The organism is Gammaproteobacteria bacterium, assembly GCA_016716465.1.
Lineage (GTDB): Bacteria > Pseudomonadota > Gammaproteobacteria > SZUA-140 > SZUA-140 > JADJWH01.
Genome location: JADJWH010000001.1, coordinates 1,021,967 through 1,037,872, shown reverse-complemented (window position 1 = coordinate 1,037,872; position 15,906 = coordinate 1,021,967). Strand labels below are relative to the sequence as shown.

Annotated in this window: 17 protein-coding genes and 1 pseudogene; 15 read left to right on the top strand and 3 right to left on the bottom strand. The window is 65.9% G+C overall.

Annotation, left to right across the window (positions count from 1 at the left end; genetic code table 11):
• Positions 1–45: 45 nt before the first annotated feature.
• From IPM20_04910 to lolD, 8 genes and pseudogenes are all read left to right on the top strand, one after another.
• Entirely contained in the window at positions 46–738 is a 693-nt protein-coding gene (locus tag IPM20_04910; protein MBK9130969.1) for a site-2 protease family protein, read from the top strand.
• Between the two features lie 50 nt (positions 739–788).
• Positions 789–2,006, top strand: a complete 1,218-nt coding sequence (locus IPM20_04905) for a tryptophan--tRNA ligase (GenBank protein ID MBK9130968.1) — start codon at positions 789–791, stop codon at positions 2,004–2,006.
• Positions 2,007–2,010: 4 nt separating this feature from the next.
• The gene (locus IPM20_04900) at positions 2,011–2,853 is read left to right on the top strand and encodes a segregation/condensation protein A (protein MBK9130967.1); all 843 of its coding nucleotides are present in this window, start codon (positions 2,011–2,013) and stop codon (positions 2,851–2,853) included.
• Positions 2,828–3,547, top strand: a complete 720-nt coding sequence (gene scpB, locus IPM20_04895) for an SMC-Scp complex subunit ScpB (protein MBK9130966.1) — start codon at positions 2,828–2,830, stop codon at positions 3,545–3,547. Before IPM20_04900 ends, scpB begins: the two co-directional genes overlap by 26 nt.
• 129 nt (positions 3,548–3,676) lie before the next feature.
• The gene (locus IPM20_04890; protein ID MBK9130965.1) at positions 3,677–4,573 is read left to right on the top strand and encodes a pseudouridine synthase; all 897 of its coding nucleotides are present in this window, start codon (positions 3,677–3,679) and stop codon (positions 4,571–4,573) included.
• A 70-nt stretch (positions 4,574–4,643) separates the two neighbouring features.
• Positions 4,644–5,342, top strand: a complete 699-nt coding sequence (locus IPM20_04885; protein MBK9130964.1) for an endonuclease — start codon at positions 4,644–4,646, stop codon at positions 5,340–5,342.
• A 50-nt stretch (positions 5,343–5,392) separates the two neighbouring features.
• Positions 5,393–6,639: pseudogene (locus IPM20_04880) on the top strand (lipoprotein-releasing ABC transporter permease subunit).
• Entirely contained in the window at positions 6,632–7,354 is a 723-nt protein-coding gene (gene lolD / locus IPM20_04875; protein ID MBK9130963.1) for a lipoprotein-releasing ABC transporter ATP-binding protein LolD, read from the top strand. Before IPM20_04880 ends, lolD begins: the two are co-directional and overlap by 8 nt.
• Positions 7,355–7,375: 21 nt before the next feature.
• Here the strand turns inward: lolD and IPM20_04870 are convergent, their stop codons facing one another.
• The gene (locus IPM20_04870; protein ID MBK9130962.1) at positions 7,376–7,906 is read right to left on the bottom strand and encodes a DUF2062 domain-containing protein; all 531 of its coding nucleotides are present in this window, start codon (positions 7,904–7,906) and stop codon (positions 7,376–7,378) included.
• A gap of 64 nt (positions 7,907–7,970) precedes the next feature.
• Here IPM20_04870 and IPM20_04865 point away from each other — a divergent pair, with 64 nt between their 5' ends.
• From IPM20_04865 to kdsB, 6 genes are all read left to right on the top strand, one after another.
• A complete protein-coding gene (locus IPM20_04865) occupies positions 7,971–10,265 on the top strand; it encodes a DNA internalization-related competence protein ComEC/Rec2 (protein MBK9130961.1) in 2,295 nt (764 codons plus the stop codon).
• Between the two features lie 97 nt (positions 10,266–10,362).
• Positions 10,363–10,992 (top strand): MotA/TolQ/ExbB proton channel family protein, encoded by a 630-nt coding sequence (locus IPM20_04860; GenBank protein MBK9130960.1) that lies wholly within the window; start codon positions 10,363–10,365, stop codon positions 10,990–10,992.
• Positions 10,989–11,414, top strand: a complete 426-nt coding sequence (locus IPM20_04855; protein MBK9130959.1) for a biopolymer transporter ExbD — start codon at positions 10,989–10,991, stop codon at positions 11,412–11,414. Before IPM20_04860 ends, IPM20_04855 begins: the two co-directional genes overlap by 4 nt.
• Positions 11,415–11,480: 66 nt before the next feature.
• Positions 11,481–12,518, top strand: coding sequence for a tetraacyldisaccharide 4'-kinase (locus IPM20_04850; protein ID MBK9130958.1), 1,038 nt, complete (start codon positions 11,481–11,483; stop codon positions 12,516–12,518).
• Between the two features lie 2 nt (positions 12,519–12,520).
• A complete protein-coding gene (locus tag IPM20_04845) occupies positions 12,521–12,700 on the top strand; it encodes a Trm112 family protein (protein ID MBK9130957.1) in 180 nt (59 codons plus the stop codon).
• A complete protein-coding gene (gene kdsB, locus IPM20_04840) occupies positions 12,700–13,467 on the top strand; it encodes a 3-deoxy-manno-octulosonate cytidylyltransferase (GenBank protein MBK9130956.1) in 768 nt (255 codons plus the stop codon). Before IPM20_04845 ends, kdsB begins: the two co-directional genes overlap by 1 nt.
• A 4-nt stretch (positions 13,468–13,471) precedes the next feature.
• On the opposite strand, the gene IPM20_04835 is transcribed toward kdsB, so the two are convergent.
• Positions 13,472–13,783, bottom strand: coding sequence for a hypothetical protein (locus tag IPM20_04835; protein MBK9130955.1), 312 nt, complete (start codon positions 13,781–13,783; stop codon positions 13,472–13,474).
• 93 nt (positions 13,784–13,876) lie between these two features.
• Between IPM20_04835 and IPM20_04830 the strand changes: the two genes are divergently transcribed.
• Positions 13,877–14,359, top strand: coding sequence for a low molecular weight phosphotyrosine protein phosphatase (locus tag IPM20_04830; GenBank protein ID MBK9130954.1), 483 nt, complete (start codon positions 13,877–13,879; stop codon positions 14,357–14,359).
• Between the two features lie 18 nt (positions 14,360–14,377).
• Here the strand turns inward: IPM20_04830 and mltF are convergent, their stop codons facing one another.
• Complete coding sequence (mltF, locus tag IPM20_04825; protein MBK9130953.1) at positions 14,378–15,817, bottom strand: membrane-bound lytic murein transglycosylase MltF; 1,440 nt, start codon at positions 15,815–15,817, stop codon at positions 14,378–14,380.
• Positions 15,818–15,906: the final 89 nt, after the last annotated feature.

The window sequence follows — 15,906 nt, the reverse complement described above, 5'->3', positions numbered from 1 at the left end:
CGCATCCCCGCCGCAGGCCTGTAAACCGGGTATAATGCGGGCGTAATGGATCAATTGAGTCTGATACAAAAACTGGCGGTCTGGGTCATGCCGGTGCTGCTGGCGATCACGGTGCACGAAGTGGCCCATGGCTGGATGGCGCTTCGTCTGGGGGACCGGACGGCGCTGATGCTGGGCCGGCTCACCCTCAATCCGGTGAAACACATCGACCCGATCGGCACGGTGCTGCTGCCCGCGCTCCTGTTGTTGATCGGCGGCTTCATCTTCGGCTGGGCCAAGCCGGTCCCCATCACCTGGGAGAATCTGCGTCATCCCAAGCGGGATATGGCGCTGGTCGCGCTGGCGGGTCCATCGGCGAACCTGCTCATGGCGGTCCTCTGGCTGCTGACCGTGAAGCTCGGCATCGCCATAATAGGGTCCGTTCCGTGGCTGGGCCAACCCCTCATTTATATGGGCGTGGCCGGGATCTTCATCAACACGATTCTGATGGTGCTGAACCTGTTGCCGTTGCCGCCGCTGGATGGCGGCCGCATCGTCGCCGGCCTGCTGCCCGGCCCCCTGTCCTGGCAGTACAGCCGCATCGAACCCTACGGGATGCTGATCGTTCTCGCGCTGTTCTTCACCAAGCTGCTCGGCAAGATCATGTGGCCGCTCATGTCAGGTTTTTTCCTTGTGCTATTCTATCTCGGTCAATTACCCGCCGGCCTGTTCCGGTCGGTGCTGCAGGCGATCATGTGAACGATCGTGCGCGAAAATAACAAGAACGAGCGGAGCGGGGAGTCAGCGTGATCAACGGTTTACCGCAGAGTCAGCGGGTCCTGTCCGGAATGCGGCCGACCGGCGCCCTGCACCTGGGGCATTACCACGGTGTCCTGAAGAACTGGCTCAGGCTGCAGCACGAGTATGAATGCTTTTTCTTCGTGGCGGACTGGCACGCGCTCACCACCGAATACGAGCACAAGGAGATCATCGCGCGCAGCTGCTGGGAGATGGTGATCGACTGGCTCGCGGTCGGCATCAACCCGGAGGCCGCCACGCTGTTCATCCAGTCGCGCCTGCCCGAGCATGCCGAGCTCCATCTCATCCTGTCGATGATTACGCCGCTCGGCTGGCTCGAGCGGGTGCCCAGTTACAAGGATCAGCAGGAAAAGCTCAGGAACCGCGATCTCAGCACCTACGGCTTCCTCGGTTACCCGCTGCTGCAGAGCGCCGACATCCTGATCTACCGGGCCGGCCTGGTGCCGGTCGGGGAAGACCAGGTCGCCCACATCGAGTTGACGCGCGAGGTGGCGCGGCGCTTCAACCACCTGTATGGCCGCGAGCCGGAGTTCGCCGCCAAGGCAGAGGCCGCGCTCAAGAAGATGGGCAAGAAAAACTCCAATCTCTATGTAGAGTTAAGGCGTCAATATCAGGAGAAAGGTGATCATGAGGCGCTGGCCAAGGCGCGCGCGCTGCTGGAGCAGCAGCAGAACATCACCCTGTCCGACCGCGAGCGCCTGTTCGGTTATCTGGAGGGCGAGGGCCGGGTGATTCTGCCCGAGCCCAGCGCCCTGTTGACCCAGACCCCGAAGATGCCGGGCCTGGACGGCCAGAAGATGTCAAAGTCCTACGGGAACACCATCGCGCTGCGCGAGGAGCCGGCGCTGGTGGAGAAGAAGCTGCGTACCATGCCGACCGACCCCGCGCGGGTGCGCCGCACCGATCCCGGGGATCCGCTCAAGTGCCCGGTGTGGGGCTTCCATCAGATCTACTCCGGCGAGGAGACGCGCGCCTGGGTCATGGACGGCTGCCGCAGCGCCGGGATCGGCTGCCTCGAGTGCAAGCAGCACGTCATCGACGCGGTGCAGGCGGAGCTTGCTCCGATCCGCGAGCGAGCGGAAGAATTTTCCAGTAATCCCGCCGAGGTACGCCGGATTATTGCGGCAGGTTGTGAAAAGGCGCGGGCTGTGGCCACGGACACCATGCAGGAAGTCCGTCAGTCGCTCGGATTAGTTGATATTATATAGCGCCATGAGTCAGGACCCCTCCAGCGAAGTCCCGTCGTCCCGTCCGCAGCAGCAGGAGATGCCCTTTGCGCTGGTGCACGGCAAGGCGGTGACCGAGCCCCCGCGTGATCTCTACATCCCGCCGGATGCGCTGGAGGTATTCCTCGAGGCCTTCGAGGGACCGCTCGATCTGCTGCTGTACCTGATCAAGCGTCACAACCTCGACATCCTCGACATTCCGATTGCCGAGATCACGCGGCAGTACATGGAATACATCGACCTGATGCGCGAGATGCGCTTCGAACTGGCGGCCGAGTACCTGCTGATGGCGGCCATGCTGGCCGAGATCAAGTCGCGCATGCTGCTGCCGCGCCCGGCCGAGATGGAGGACGAGGAGGATCCGCGCGCCGAACTGGTGCGCCGGCTGCAGGAGTACGAGCGTTTCAAGCAGGCCGCCGCCGATCTGGACGCGCTGCCGCGCGTCGACCGCGAGGTGTTCCCGGTCGCGGCGGAGGTTCCCGAGGCCAAGGTGGTCAAGCTGCCGCCACGGGTGGAACTGCGCGACATCCTGCTGACCTTCCAGGAGGTGATGGCGCGCGCCGAGATGTTCAGCCACCATCAGATCGTCCTGGAACCGCTCTCCGTGCGCGAGCGGATGTCGATCATTCTGGAGAACGTGAACGCGGAGCAGTTCGTCGAGTTCGCCTCGCTGTTTACCCCGGAGGAGGGGCGGCGCGGCGTGGTGGTGACCCTGCTCGCCATCCTCGAGCTGATCCGCGAGTCGCTGCTCGAACTGATCCAAACCGAGGCCTTCGGGCCGATTTATGTGAAGGCACCCCAGCATGTCAACGAATCCACCGCCCATTAAGGACATCATCGAGGCCGCACTGCTGTGCGCCGATCAGCCGCTGACCCTGGAGCGGCTGGGCGACCTGTTCGACGAGGACAACCGCCCGGCGCCGGAGGAACTCCATGGCGCCCTCGACGCGATCGCGGCGGAGTGGGCCGGACGCACGCTCGAGCTGAAGCAGGTCAGCAGCGGCTATCGGTTGCAGGTGCGCCAGGAATATGCCCCCTGGGTCGGGCGGCTCGCCGAGGAGCGCGCGCCGCGCTACTCGCGCGCCCTGCTCGAAACACTGGCGCTGATCGTCTACCGCCAGCCGATCACCCGGGCGGGCATCGAGGAGATCCGCGGCGTCAGCGTCAGCACGCACATCATCAAGACCCTGCTCGAGCGTGAATGGATACGCGTGGTCGGTCACCGCGACGTGCCGGGCAAGCCGGCGCTGTACGGCACGACACGCAAGTTCCTCGACTATTTCAATCTCCAGAGCCTGAGCGAACTGCCGGCGCTGGCCGACATCAAGCCGATCGACCATCTGCAGAAAGAGCTGGATCTGGCGGCCGCTGCCATCGGAGCGGCGGCGGCTGCCCCCGCCTCGGAACCGGGCGAGGTCTACTCCATGGATGCCGCGCGCCAGCCGGCGGTCAACGACGCGGATCCCGAGGACGCGGCCGACGACGAGGTCGAGGCGCGGGAAACCGCCGACGCCCTCAACTGATCACCGTATCATGGCGGTCGCGACCGTGTCCGCCCGCGTGCCCGTAATTTTCGTGAGTCCTCTTGCGTCCGCAACCGATCCGGTGCCCCGTCTTCGCGCCTGCCATCATGACAGGCGCGGGAGTGTCTGATGAGCGAGCGTGTGCACAAGGCGCTGGCGCGTCTCGGCTACGGCTCGCGTCGCGAGATCGAGGAGTGGATCCGCGCCGGGCGCATCGAGATCAACCGCAGGCCGGCGCAGACCGGGGCCACGCTCACGCCCGGCGACATCGTCAGCGTGGACGGCCGGCAGGCCTTCACCTATGAAGGCGCGCCTGCCGCCAGCCGGGTCCTGGTGTATTACAAGCCCGAGGGCGAGATCTGCACGCGCGCCGACCCGGAGGGTCGTCCCACCATCTTCGATCGTCTTCCGCGCATCAAGAACGCGCGCTGGGTGAGCGTGGGGCGCCTCGACATCAATACCGCCGGACTCATCCTGCTGGTCACGAACGGCGAACTGGCCAACCGCCTGATGCATCCCGCGCTGGGTGTCGAGCGTGAATATGTCGTGCGGGTGCTGGGCGAGGTGGATACCGCGGCACTGACCCGACTTCGCACGGGCGTCATGCTGGAGGACGGCGAGGCGGCGTTCGACCAGATCTACGAGATCGGCGGCGGCGAGGGCGCCAACCGCTGGTTCGGCGTCGTGCTCAAGGAAGGCCGCAACCGCGAAGTGCGGCGGCTGTGGGAATCCCAGGGTGTCAAGGTAAGCCGGCTCAAACGCGTCCGTTTCGGCCCCATCACGCTGCCGCGCCGCTTGCGCCGCGGCCACTACGAGGAAATGGAAACGTCCGCCGTCGCCGAGCTGCTGCGCTTCGCCGGGATGGAGGCCGGGGCGAAGGCGACGGTGGAAAGCGCCCGGGAGCCGCGGCGCCGGGGTCAGCCGCGCCGGGGAGCGTATCAGCAGGCGGCGAAGAAACAGTTTCAGAACAGGACTAGGAACAGAAAAGGACCACGGACCAAGTCTAAAGATACAACTCCCGGATAGCGTAGTAGCATGCAAAGGTTGTTTTTTAGCCAGTCCTTGGCCCTTGGCGCGTAGCCCTGAATCCACCCTCATGGCAGGCAGTGCAGCTTTCCTGAACTTCTTCGACCGCCTGTTCATCGCCTACGGTCCCCAGCGCTGGTGGCCAGGTGAGACGGTGTTCGAGGTGATGGTCGGCGCGGTTCTGACCCAGAACACCGCCTGGTCGAACGTCGAGCGCGCGATCGCCGCCCTGAAAGAGAATGACGCCCTCGATCCGCAACGACTGCTCTCGGCGGGGGCGTCGACCGTGGCCGGCTGGATCCGTCCGGCCGGGTATTTCAACGTCAAGGCGAAGCGGCTGCGCAATTTCTGCCACTGGTACCTCGGGGAGGGCGGTTACGTCGCATTGGCCCGGCGCGATACCGGAGCGCTGCGGCACGGCCTGCTCTCTGTAAACGGCATCGGTCCCGAGACGGCGGATGACATCCTGCTCTACGCCTTTAATCGTCCGGTGTTCGTGATCGACGCCTACACACGCCGCCTGTTCTCCCGGCTCGGGATGTGCGAGGCGGACGTCGGCTACGAGTCTCTGCGCGCGGCAATCGAGCAGGGGATTACGCGTGAACTCGCCCGGGCGCGCGGCGCCGGCAGGGCGGCCTGGAAACGGAATTGTGTTCCCCTCTACAACGAATATCACGCCCTCATCGTTGCCCATGCGAAACGCTCCTGCCGCGTACGGCCGCTGTGCCAGGACTGCTGCCTGGCGGCCGTCTGCCCCGGTCGGCGATGACTCCACGCGCGATGGCCCGCCCGCGCCGATTTGTGGTTTAATGCACAGTCATGTTCAGACCCTTGGAAGTCTTCATCGGCCTGCGCTACACGCGCGCCAAACGCCGCAACCATTTCATCTCTTTCATCTCGCTCATCTCGATGCTCGGCATCGCGCTCGGCGTCACCGCGCTGATCACCGTGCTGTCGGTAATGAACGGTTTCGAAAAGGAGCTGCGACTGCGCATCCTGGGCGTGGTATCGCACGCCACCGTACAGAGCGACGCAGGAGGCGTGCGTGGTTGGGAGGGGCTGCGGCAGAAGCTCGAGACCTATCCCGGCGTGACCGGCGTCGCGCCCTTCGTGCACGCGGAGGGTATGATCAGCCACGGTGACCGCGTCGCCGGCGCCATACTGCAGGGCATTCTGCCCGCGGAAGAATCCGAGGTGTCCGAGTTGCCGCACAAGATCGTGGCGGGCAGCCTGGATGCCCTGACGCCAGGTTCCTACGGCATCGTGCTGGGGCAGGATCTGGCCTATACCTTGGGCGCGACCCTGGGCGATCAGGTGATCGTGATCACGCCGCAGGCCAGCGTCACCCCGGCGGGTTTCTGCCGCGTCTCAAACGTTTCACGGTGGTCGGCATCTTCAGTGTCGGCATGTACGAATACGACAGTGCGCTGGCGCTGATGCAGCTCGATGACGCGGCGACGCTGTACCGCCTCGGCGACAGCGTCAGCGGACTCCATCTCAAGCTCGACGACATGTTCAGGGCGCCGGCGCTGAGCCGCAGCCTCGAGGCCACCCTGCCGGTGGAGTTCCGCGTCATCGACTGGACCCGGCAGCACAGCAACTTTTTCCGCGCCGTGAGGATGGAGAAGACCGTGATGTTCGTCATCCTCTTTCTGATCGTGGCGGTGGCGGCGTTCAATCTGGTGTCGACGCTGGTGATGATGGTGACCGACAAGCGCAGCGACATCGCCATCCTGCGCACCCTGGGCTCGAGTCCGGGCAGCATCATGGCGATCTTCATCGTGCAGGGCAGCGTGGTGGGCGTGATCGGGACCCTGATCGGGCTGGCCGGCGGCGTCGCGCTCGCGCTCAACATCGAGACGCTGGTGCCGGCCATCGAGCGCCTGTTCCACGTACAGTTCCTCGCCCCTGACGTCTACTACATCAGCGATCTGCCATCCGACATGCGCTGGAGCGACGTCTTCAGCATCGGCGGCATCGCCCTGGTGCTGTGCTTGCTCGCCACCCTGTATCCGGCCTGGCGCGCCGCGCGCGTACAGCCGGCCGAGGCCCTGCGCTATGAGTGAAGGCGCGATCCTGCGCTGCGAGCGCCTGGCGAAGACCTACACCGAGGGCCCTGTCGCCGTCGAGGTGCTCGCCGATATCACGCTGGCGGTCGCCGCCGGAGAGCGTGTCGCGATCATGGGCAGCTCGGGCGCCGGCAAGAGCACCTTGCTCCACCTGCTGGGAGGACTCGACGCACCGACACGCGGAGAGGTCTGGCTGGGCGATCAGCGCCTGTCCGGGCTCGGTCCGGTGGCGCGCGGCCGCCTGCGCAACGCGATGCTGGGTTTCATCTATCAGTTCCATCACCTGCTGCCGGAATTCACCGCGCTGGAAAACGTGGCGATGCCGCTGCTGATCCGCGGTGAAAGCCCGGCGCGTTCGCGCGAACTGGCCGCCGCCATGCTCGAGCGCGTCGGCCTGAAGGCGCGGCTCGCGCACAAGCCCGGTGAGCTGTCCGGCGGTGAACGCCAGCGCGCCGCGGTGGCGCGCGCACTGGTGACACGCCCGCGCTGTGTGCTGGCGGATGAGCCGACCGGCAATCTCGATTTCCGCAACGCGCGCGAGACCTATCGCCTCATGCTCGAGTTGAACCGGGAGCTCAATACCAGTTTCGTGATCGTAACCCATGAGCGCGCGCTGGCGCGGCAGGTGGACCGGGTGCTGTTGCTGGAGGCGGGCCGACTGACGCCCGCCGCGGCGGTGGACGATCCGGCCGTCGAGCCGGCGGGCGCCTGAGTCTCCTCATCCCTGCCCGCGTCAGGGCGTCACTTGTTTGCCGCGACGTTGCTTGCGCGCCTCCCAGCTTCTGACCACCTGCAGGCGCCAGAGCCCGCGGATCACGAGGTTGCCCGCGATCGCGCTGACCGTCGCGACGATCAGGCAGCCGAGCAGGAAGGGCTGCCATATGGATGACAGCTCCGTCGTGAGCCAGTTCAATGTCGGTTCAAAGTGGATCTGGCGCGCCGGTTCCTGCAGCAGCCAGGCGCCGATCTTGTAACAGAAGTACAAAAGCGGCGGCATGGTGACGGGATTGGTGATCCAGACCAGGGAAGCGGCGATCGGCAGGTTGACACGCGCGGCGATGGCGATCGCTGCGGCGATCGCCATCTGGAACGGCACCGGGATGAAGGCGACGAACAATCCGACGGAAAACGCTCCCGCCACGGAGCGCCGGTTCATGTGCCACAGGTTGGGGTCATGCAACAGGGCGCCGAAAAAGCGCAGGTGCTTGTGCTCCTTGATGACGTGGTGCTCGGGCAGCAAACGCTTCAGCAGTCTTTTCGGCATGGGAAGTATGGGATAGAGTCTCCGCAGACGGACATTATCCATAATCCTGCACAGGGACAGAAGTATGGGTCAGGGATCGACCTCATTTCTGCTCGGCGTGCTGGCCCTGCAGGGCATGCCGGAATTGCCATCGGCGGCCTGGGCGCTGGCGCTGGTTCCCGTGGCGCTGCTGGCATTCCGTTTCTCCCCGCTGCGCCTGCCCGCCGCCTGCGCGGCGGGGTTCCTTTGGGCCCTGTTGTGCGCGCAGCACATCCTGGCCACCGGCCTTGCTCCCGAGCTGGAAGGCCATGACGTGGTGGCGGAAGGGGTCGTCGTCGGCCTCCCCGAACGGGTGGGGCGGTCGACACGCTTCCAGTTCCTGATCGAACAGATGAGCACGGGCGGGATCGAACAGTCCCCTCCGGGGCGTGTCCGGCTCAGCTGGTACAACGATGCCCCGGCCTTGCGCGCGGGCGAGCGCTGGAACCTGCGGCTGCGGATGAAGCGTCCGCACGGTTTTCATAACCCGGGGGGCTTCGATTTCGAAGGCTGGCTGTACCAGAACCGGATCCGTGCCACCGGCTACGTACGGCCGGCGGAAGCCAATCGCCGCCTGGCCCCGGCAAGCGCCGGCCATTCCCTGCAGCGCCTGCGCCAGAACCTGTTCGAGCGTCTGGAAGCGGCGCTCGCCGGGCGTGATCTGGGCGGCGTCATCAGTGCGCTCGCGATCGGTGAACGCCAGGGCATCACCCGGGCGCAATGGGACGTGTTCCGCCGTACCGGCACCAGCCATCTGGTCGCGATCTCCGGTCTGCATGTGGGGATGGTCGCCGGCCTGGCCCTGTTCGCCGTCCGCCGCGTGTGGGCCCGGCTGGGGACACTCCCGCTCTATTTTCCGGCGCAACAGGCCGCCGCGGTCGCCGCCCTGATGGCCGCGCTGGCCTATGCCGCGCTCGCGGGTTTTTCCATCCCTACCCAGCGGACGGTCATCATGATCGGGGTGGTAGTGGTGGCCGTGCTGCGCCGGCGACAGCAGGCCGCGGGACACACGCTGATGACGGCCCTGCTGTGCGTGCTGTTGTACGACCCGCTGGCGGTCATGAATAGCGGCTTCTGGCTGTCCTTCGGCGCCGTGGCGGCGATCCTGTTCGGCATGAACCGGCGCGCGGGACGCGAGACCTGGTGGCGGCGCGTCGGCCGCCTGCACGTGCTGGTCGCCGTGGCGCTGGCACCCTTGCTGCTGGTGATGTTCCAGCAGGTGTCGCTGGTTTCGCCGCTGGCCAATCTCGTCGCCGTCCCCTGGGTCACGCTGGGGGTGGTCCCGCTTGTACTGGCGGGCTGCGTGCTGCAGGCCTTGACGCCCGTGCTCGGGGATCCGGTCCTGCGTCTGGCGGAGACCCTGCTGTCCTGGCTCTGGCCGCTGCTGGAGTACCTGTCATCCTGCGAGGCATTACAGTGGACACAACATACTCCGCCGGTATGGGCCACCGCCGCGGCGGTGCTCGGCGTGAGTCTGCTGATCGCGCCGCGCGGTCTGCCGGGGCGCTGGCTGGGTCTCGTGGGTCTGCTGCCCGCGCTGCTCGTCACGCCGCCCCGGCCGGCGGCGGGTGAATTCTGGTTTACCCTGCTCGACGTCGGGCAGGGGCTCGCCGCAGTGGCCCGGACGCGGAATCATGTGCTGGTCTATGATACCGGACCGGGTTTCAGCGCCGACTTCGACGCCGGCAGCGCCGTAGTGTTGCCCTATCTCCGGTTCCATGGCCTGAGTCGAATCGATACGCTGATCATCGGGCACGGCGACAACGACCATATCGGAGGGGCGGCCGCGCTGTCCGGGGCAGTCAGCGTCGGACGGGTACTTTCGAGCGTACCCGGGCAGATCCCCTGGTGGCGCGCCGGGCACTGTCGGCGTGGACAGTCCTGGGAGTGGGACGGCGTCCGCTTCGAGGTCCTGCATCCCGGCGGCGGGGAGGGGAGTCGCGGCAACGACGCCTCCTGTGTCCTGCGTATCGGCAACGGTTCGGGCGCCCTGTTGCTGACCGGGGACATCGAGGCGCGGGCCGAGGCGGAGCTGCTGAGGGGCGATCCAAGCGCCCTCGCCGCGGATGTCCTCGTCGCGCCACACCATGGCAGCAAGACTTCGTCCACCGCGCAGTTCATCGCGCAGGTCGGGGCGCGCCATGTGCTGTTCCCGGCCGGATATCGCAATCGCTGGGGATTCCCGCATCCGGCGGTGCTGGAGCGGTATCGGGAGGCGGGCGCACGCCTGTACAGCAGCGCCGAGCACGGCGCGTTGACGGTCCGCTTTCCTGCCGACGGAGCGATGACCCCGCCGGCCGCGTACCGGGATGAGTTCCTGCGTTACTGGCACGATCGCTGACGCCGGCACGGACGGTTTCCGGGTGCAGGTGAATCAAGTATCATAGGCGCGGTCATTTTCTCGTCCTCACAGGCAGCTCTGACAGGGAAGGTAAACCGTGTTCGAAGTGATCAAGGCGGGCGGCTGGGTCATGCTGCCGATCATCCTGTGCTCGACGATCGCGCTGGCGATCGTGCTCGAGCGCTTCTGGGCACTGCGCAGGCAGCGCATCTGTCCCGGCAATCTCGTCAGCCAGATCTGGCACTGGGCGAACAAGGACGAGCTCGATGCGGCGCACATCGCGGAACTGCGCGCGAGTTCACCGCTCGGGCGGGTCCTTGCCGCCGGCCTGATGAATTTGAATCGCGACCGCCAGATCATGAAGGAAAGCATCGAGGATACCGGCCGCCATGTGGTGGTGGAGCTGGAGCGTTATCTGAATACCCTCGGCACGATCGCCGCGATCAGCCCGTTGCTCGGCCTGCTCGGCACCGTGCTCGGCATGATCCGAATCTTCACCGCCATCAACGTCGCCGGGCTCGGCAACCAGGCGGTGCTGGCGGGCGGTATCGCCGAGGCGCTGATCACCACGGTCGCGGGCCTCTCGGTGGCGATCCCGAGCATCATGTTCTACCGCTTTTTCCGCGGGCGGGTCGACGAACTCGTGGTCTACATGGAGCAGCAGGCGCTCAAGATGGTGGAGATCCTCCACGGCGAGCGGTCCATGGAGGCGGGTTCCACGTCATGAAGCTGCGCCAGAGCCGTCGCGAGGAACCCGAGATCAATCTGATCCCGCTCATCGACGTGATGCTGTTCCTGCTGATCTTCTTCGTCGTGACGACCACCTTCACGCGCAATTCCGGCATCACCCTGAATCTGCCCGAGGCGTCGCCGCGGCCGGTGGAGGAGCGGGAAGCCCCGATCGAAATCGTCGTCGACGCCCAGGGTCGCTATTACGTGAACGATCAACTGGTGGTGAACAAGCAGATCGAAACGCTGAAGAAGGCGCTTCAGCTGGCGACGCAGGGCAAGGATCACCCGGCGCTCGTGATCAGCGCCGACGCCAATGCCACGCATCAATCCGTGGTGACCGCCCTCGATGCCGCGCTCCAGCTCGGTCTCGTCCAGGTATCGATGACGACGCGCCAGCCGGAAGGCGCGCGACCCTGAACGGGTGGGCGGTGTCGCCGTCCATGCCGCCAGCCTCGCTACCCGCCGCCTGAGCGGGGGCGCTCCATGTCGAACCGCCGCACCGTGACAGATCTGCTGCTCGAATCCTGGTACGGCAAAAGCCCGCTGGCGACACTGTTGCGTCCGCTGTCCTGGATCTATCGCCTGTTGATCGTTCTCCGCCGCGGGATGTACGTGCTGGGACTGCGCCGGGTCACGCGGCTTCGTGTGCCCGTGATCGTGGTCGGCAACATCACGGTCGGCGGTACCGGCAAGACGCCTTTCGTAATCTGGCTCGCCGGGCTGCTCGTCCGGGAAGGCTGGAGGCCAGGCATCATTGCACGCGGCTATCGCGGACAGGCCCGCCACTGGCCGCAGCAGGTGCGGCCGGATGCCGATCCGGCGATCGTCGGGGACGAGCCGGTGCTGCTGTCCAGGCGCTGCGCCTGCCCGGTCGCGGTGGGACCCGACCGTGTCGCCGCGGCGGAGGCCCTGTTGCATTACCACGGCTGCGACATCGTGATCTCGGACGATGGCCTCCAGCACTACGCACTGGGACGCGACATCGAGGTCGTGATGGTGGATGGGGTGCGCCGTTTCGGCAACGGCTATTGCCTGCCCGCCGGACCGTTGCGCGAGCCGCCGGGACGCCTCGCGCGGGTCGACTTTACGGTTGTCACCGGCGGTGCCGCGCTGCGGCATGAGTACCCGATGACGCTGCAGGCCTCCGCGGTACGCAACGTCCGGCGCGACAGCCTGGCGTACGCGCCCGACAAGTTTCCGTACCGGCAGTTCCACGCGGTCGCCGGCATCGGTCATCCAGCGCGCTTCTTCCGCCAGCTCAAGCAGCTCGACTTCGGTTTTACCGAACATGCCTTTCCCGATCATCACGAGTTTACCGCGGCAGATCTCGCCTTCGGCGACGATCTCCCGGTGATGATGACGGAAAAGGACGCGGTCAAATGCCGGCGTTTCTGTCATGATAACTGCTGGTATCTGGCCGTCGACGCGCGGCTGGACGAACGGCTGGAGGCGCGTCTGCTGGCCATGGTGCGCGGCCTGCGCGGGACGGCGGCGGAGGAGGCCGCAGAACGGAGGGGATGATGATGGACAAGAAACTGCTCGATATTCTCGCCTGTCCCCTGTGCAAGGGGCCATTGGTTTACCGGAAGGAGGCGCACGAACTGGTCTGCAAGGGAGACCGCCTCGCATTTCCGATCCGCGACGACATTCCCGTGATGCTCGAGGACGAGGCGCGCGAACTTGCCGCCGACGAGGAAATCTGATGGGTTTCACCGTCGTCATCCCGGCACGCTATGCGTCGACGCGCCTCCCCGGCAAGCCGCTGCGACTGATCGCCGGCCGGCCGATGATCGAGCATGTCTACCGGCGCGCCCGCGCGAGCGGGGCGGACGAGGTCGTCATCGCGACCGATGACGACCGCATCGCGGATGCGGCCGCGGAGTTCGGCGCCCATGTCTGCCTCACCGCCGCGACCCATCCCTCCGGTACCGACCGCCTGGCCGAGGTCGCGCGGCAGCTCGACTTTCCGGACGACCGCGTGCTGGTCAATCTGCAGGGTGATGAACCCCTGATGCTGCCCGCTTTGATTGACCAGGTGGCCGCGGACCTTGCGGCGCACGACGCGGCATGCACCGCCACGCTGTGTGAGCCCATCACGACGGCGGCGGAGCTATTCGATCCCGGCGTGGTCAAGGTGGTGACGGACGAGCAGGGCTATGCCCTGTATTTCAGCCGCGCGGTCGTTCCCTGGGACCGTGACGCCTTCGCCGTCTCGACGCGGGAGCTGCCGGCCGGATCGGCCTATTACCGGCACATCGGCCTCTATGCCTATCGCGCGGGCTTCATCCGCGAGTTCGTCGGCTGGGCGCCGTGCGCGCTCGAGCGCACCGAGATGCTGGAACAGCTGCGGATACTCTGGCGTGGACGCCGGATCCATGTCGCCCGGGCATGTGAACGGCCTGGACCCGGGGTCGATACGGAACGCGATCTGGAGCGGGTGGAGAGTCTGCTGCGGGAGGATGGTCGCTGAGGGTTCAGCCGGCGGGCGCGCCGGTCTCTTCCGGCAAGGCATCGAGCAATTCGAGCTCCGTGGCGGGGAGGTCGATGGCGCCGCCCGCGGTCAGCGGCAGGTGGACGGTCACCGTGGACGGCACGCGCCGGTGCGCATCGCCGTGCTGGTCGGCCTGGATGGTGGAGTGGCTTTCGTCCTGCAGCACCAGTGCCGGTTCGTCCTCGATGATCTCGAGAATTTCATAGATTCGCCCCTGATAGCGCGCGCGCGCGCCGATCAGCCTGCGCAACTGGACATTGCGCCGTTCCAGGATGTCCGCTCGCAGATCGTTCATGAGGTCACAATAACGCGCTTCCCGGCGGGTTTCAATAACGGGGTGGATCCCATAAAATCTTCCCTCGGTCCTGAACGGATTATACGGGGTGTCATGGTCAGGGTTCTGTTCGTCTGCATGGGCAATATCTGCCGTTCACCAACGGCCCAGGGCGTGTTCGCCGAGCTGCTGCAACGCGAAGGCCTGACGGAACAGGTTCACGTCGATTCCGCGGGTACGCATGCCTATCACACCGGAAGCGCGCCGGATTCGCGCGCGCAGGCGGCGGCGCTGCGGCGCGGCATCGACCTGAAATCGCAGCGGGCGCGCCAGGTCAGCGACGACGACTTCGAACGCTTCGATTACATCCTCGCGATGGACCGCGAGAACCTGGCGCTTCTGCGGGAGCGGTGTCCGGAACACTTTGCCGACAAGCTCGGACTGCTGCTCGAATACGCCCCCCATCTCGGCATCGAGGAGGTGCCCGATCCCTACTACGGCGGCAGTGCCGGATTCGAGCGCGTGCTCGATATGGTGCTGGAGGCGTCGGGAGGCCTGCTGCGGGAAATCCGCGCGCGGCATCCGGCGGTGCGGTGATCGCCCCGCGTGAAGCGCCTACAGCACCGGCGACGTTGCCGCGGCGCCGGTGAGCGGTGATGACGTGATCGCGGTGAGCTGCGGTTGCATCGCCTTGCCGGGATCCGTGCGCCACACCAGGATGTCGTAGTAGCTGCGGATGTTCTCGACGTATTGCAGCGCCTCGTATCCGCGCGCGTAACCGTGGCGTGTCTGTTCGAACCATTCCTTCCGGGCGAGCAGGGGAAGGTTTTCCTTGACGTCCATCCACTTCAGCGGATCGCCGCCGCGTTGAGCCGTCAGCGTGCGTGCGTCCTCGAGATGGCCCAATCCCATATTGTAGGCGGCGAGGGCGAACCAGCTGCGGTCGGGTTCGGCGATGTCCGGCGCGATACGCTGTTTGATGAGGCTGAAATAGCGCGCGCCGCCCTCGATACTGTCATTGGGGTCGATGCGATCCGTGATGCCGAGTTCACTCGCGGTGGTGCTCGTCAACATCATGATGCCCCGAACGCCGGTGGGGGAGACGGCCGCCGGGTTCCAGTGGGATTCCTGGTAGCCCATGGCGGCGAGGAAGCGCCAGTCCAGGTTCTGGCGCTGCGCCGCCGCGACGAAGTAGGGCTTGTATTCGGGCAGACGCGCGTAGATATGCGAGATGAAGCGCCGGGTTTCGACGTAGTCGAAGTCCTGCACGTGTCCGTAATAACGTTCGTGCAGTTGCCGCAGCTGGCCGTTATCCCGAATCTGCGCGAAGAATTCCTCGGTGGCGGCGACCAGACTGTCATCCTCGCCCTTGCTGAAGGCCCAGGCCAGGGGTTGGGGATCCGTCACATCGAAGGCGACGCGGAGCTCGGGGTAGAGGCGCTGGTTCAGGCTGACGTCGTTGGAGTTGGCGACCGTGTAGCTGATCTCGCGTTTCCACACCCGGTGCAGCAATTGTCTGCTGTCGGCGTCCTCGTTCTCGTACCAGTTGATATCCGGGTGGCCCGATGCGAGCCACTTGAGTCTCTCGGCATGACTGCTGCCGCTGACGACGTCGATCACTTGTCCGTCCAGATCCGCCAGACTGGCGGGCGGAGAGGTTCCCTTGCGATAGACCAGCTGTTGTGAGATCCGGTCGTAGGTCGGACCGAATCGTACCAGCCCGCCGCGTTCCCGCGTGACGGCAAGACCCGCAGCGGCCAGGTCGGCGCGACCGTCCGCCACCATCGGCAGGATCGCGCTCAGACTGGCCGGGGCCAGAATCCGGAGTTCGACGCCGAGATGGTCCGCGAACAGCCGGGCAAGATCGTATTCGAATCCGCTTGGCCCCTCGGTGCCTTCGTAATAGGTGGTCGGGCTTGCGCGCGTGACCACCACCAGCTGTCCCTCGTCCAAGATCCGCTGGAGCTTGGTCGGAGGGGTCGCGTATGCGGCCATCATCAGGCCGGCGGCGCCGGGGACGAGGAAAGGCAGCAGGGCGCGAATCCGGCTAGCCATGATCTGCGCACCAACCGCGGAGATTTTTGCTGTATAATGGCCGCGCCTTGGGGACGGGGCCTGCCCGCAGACGCCCGTCCACGTGCACA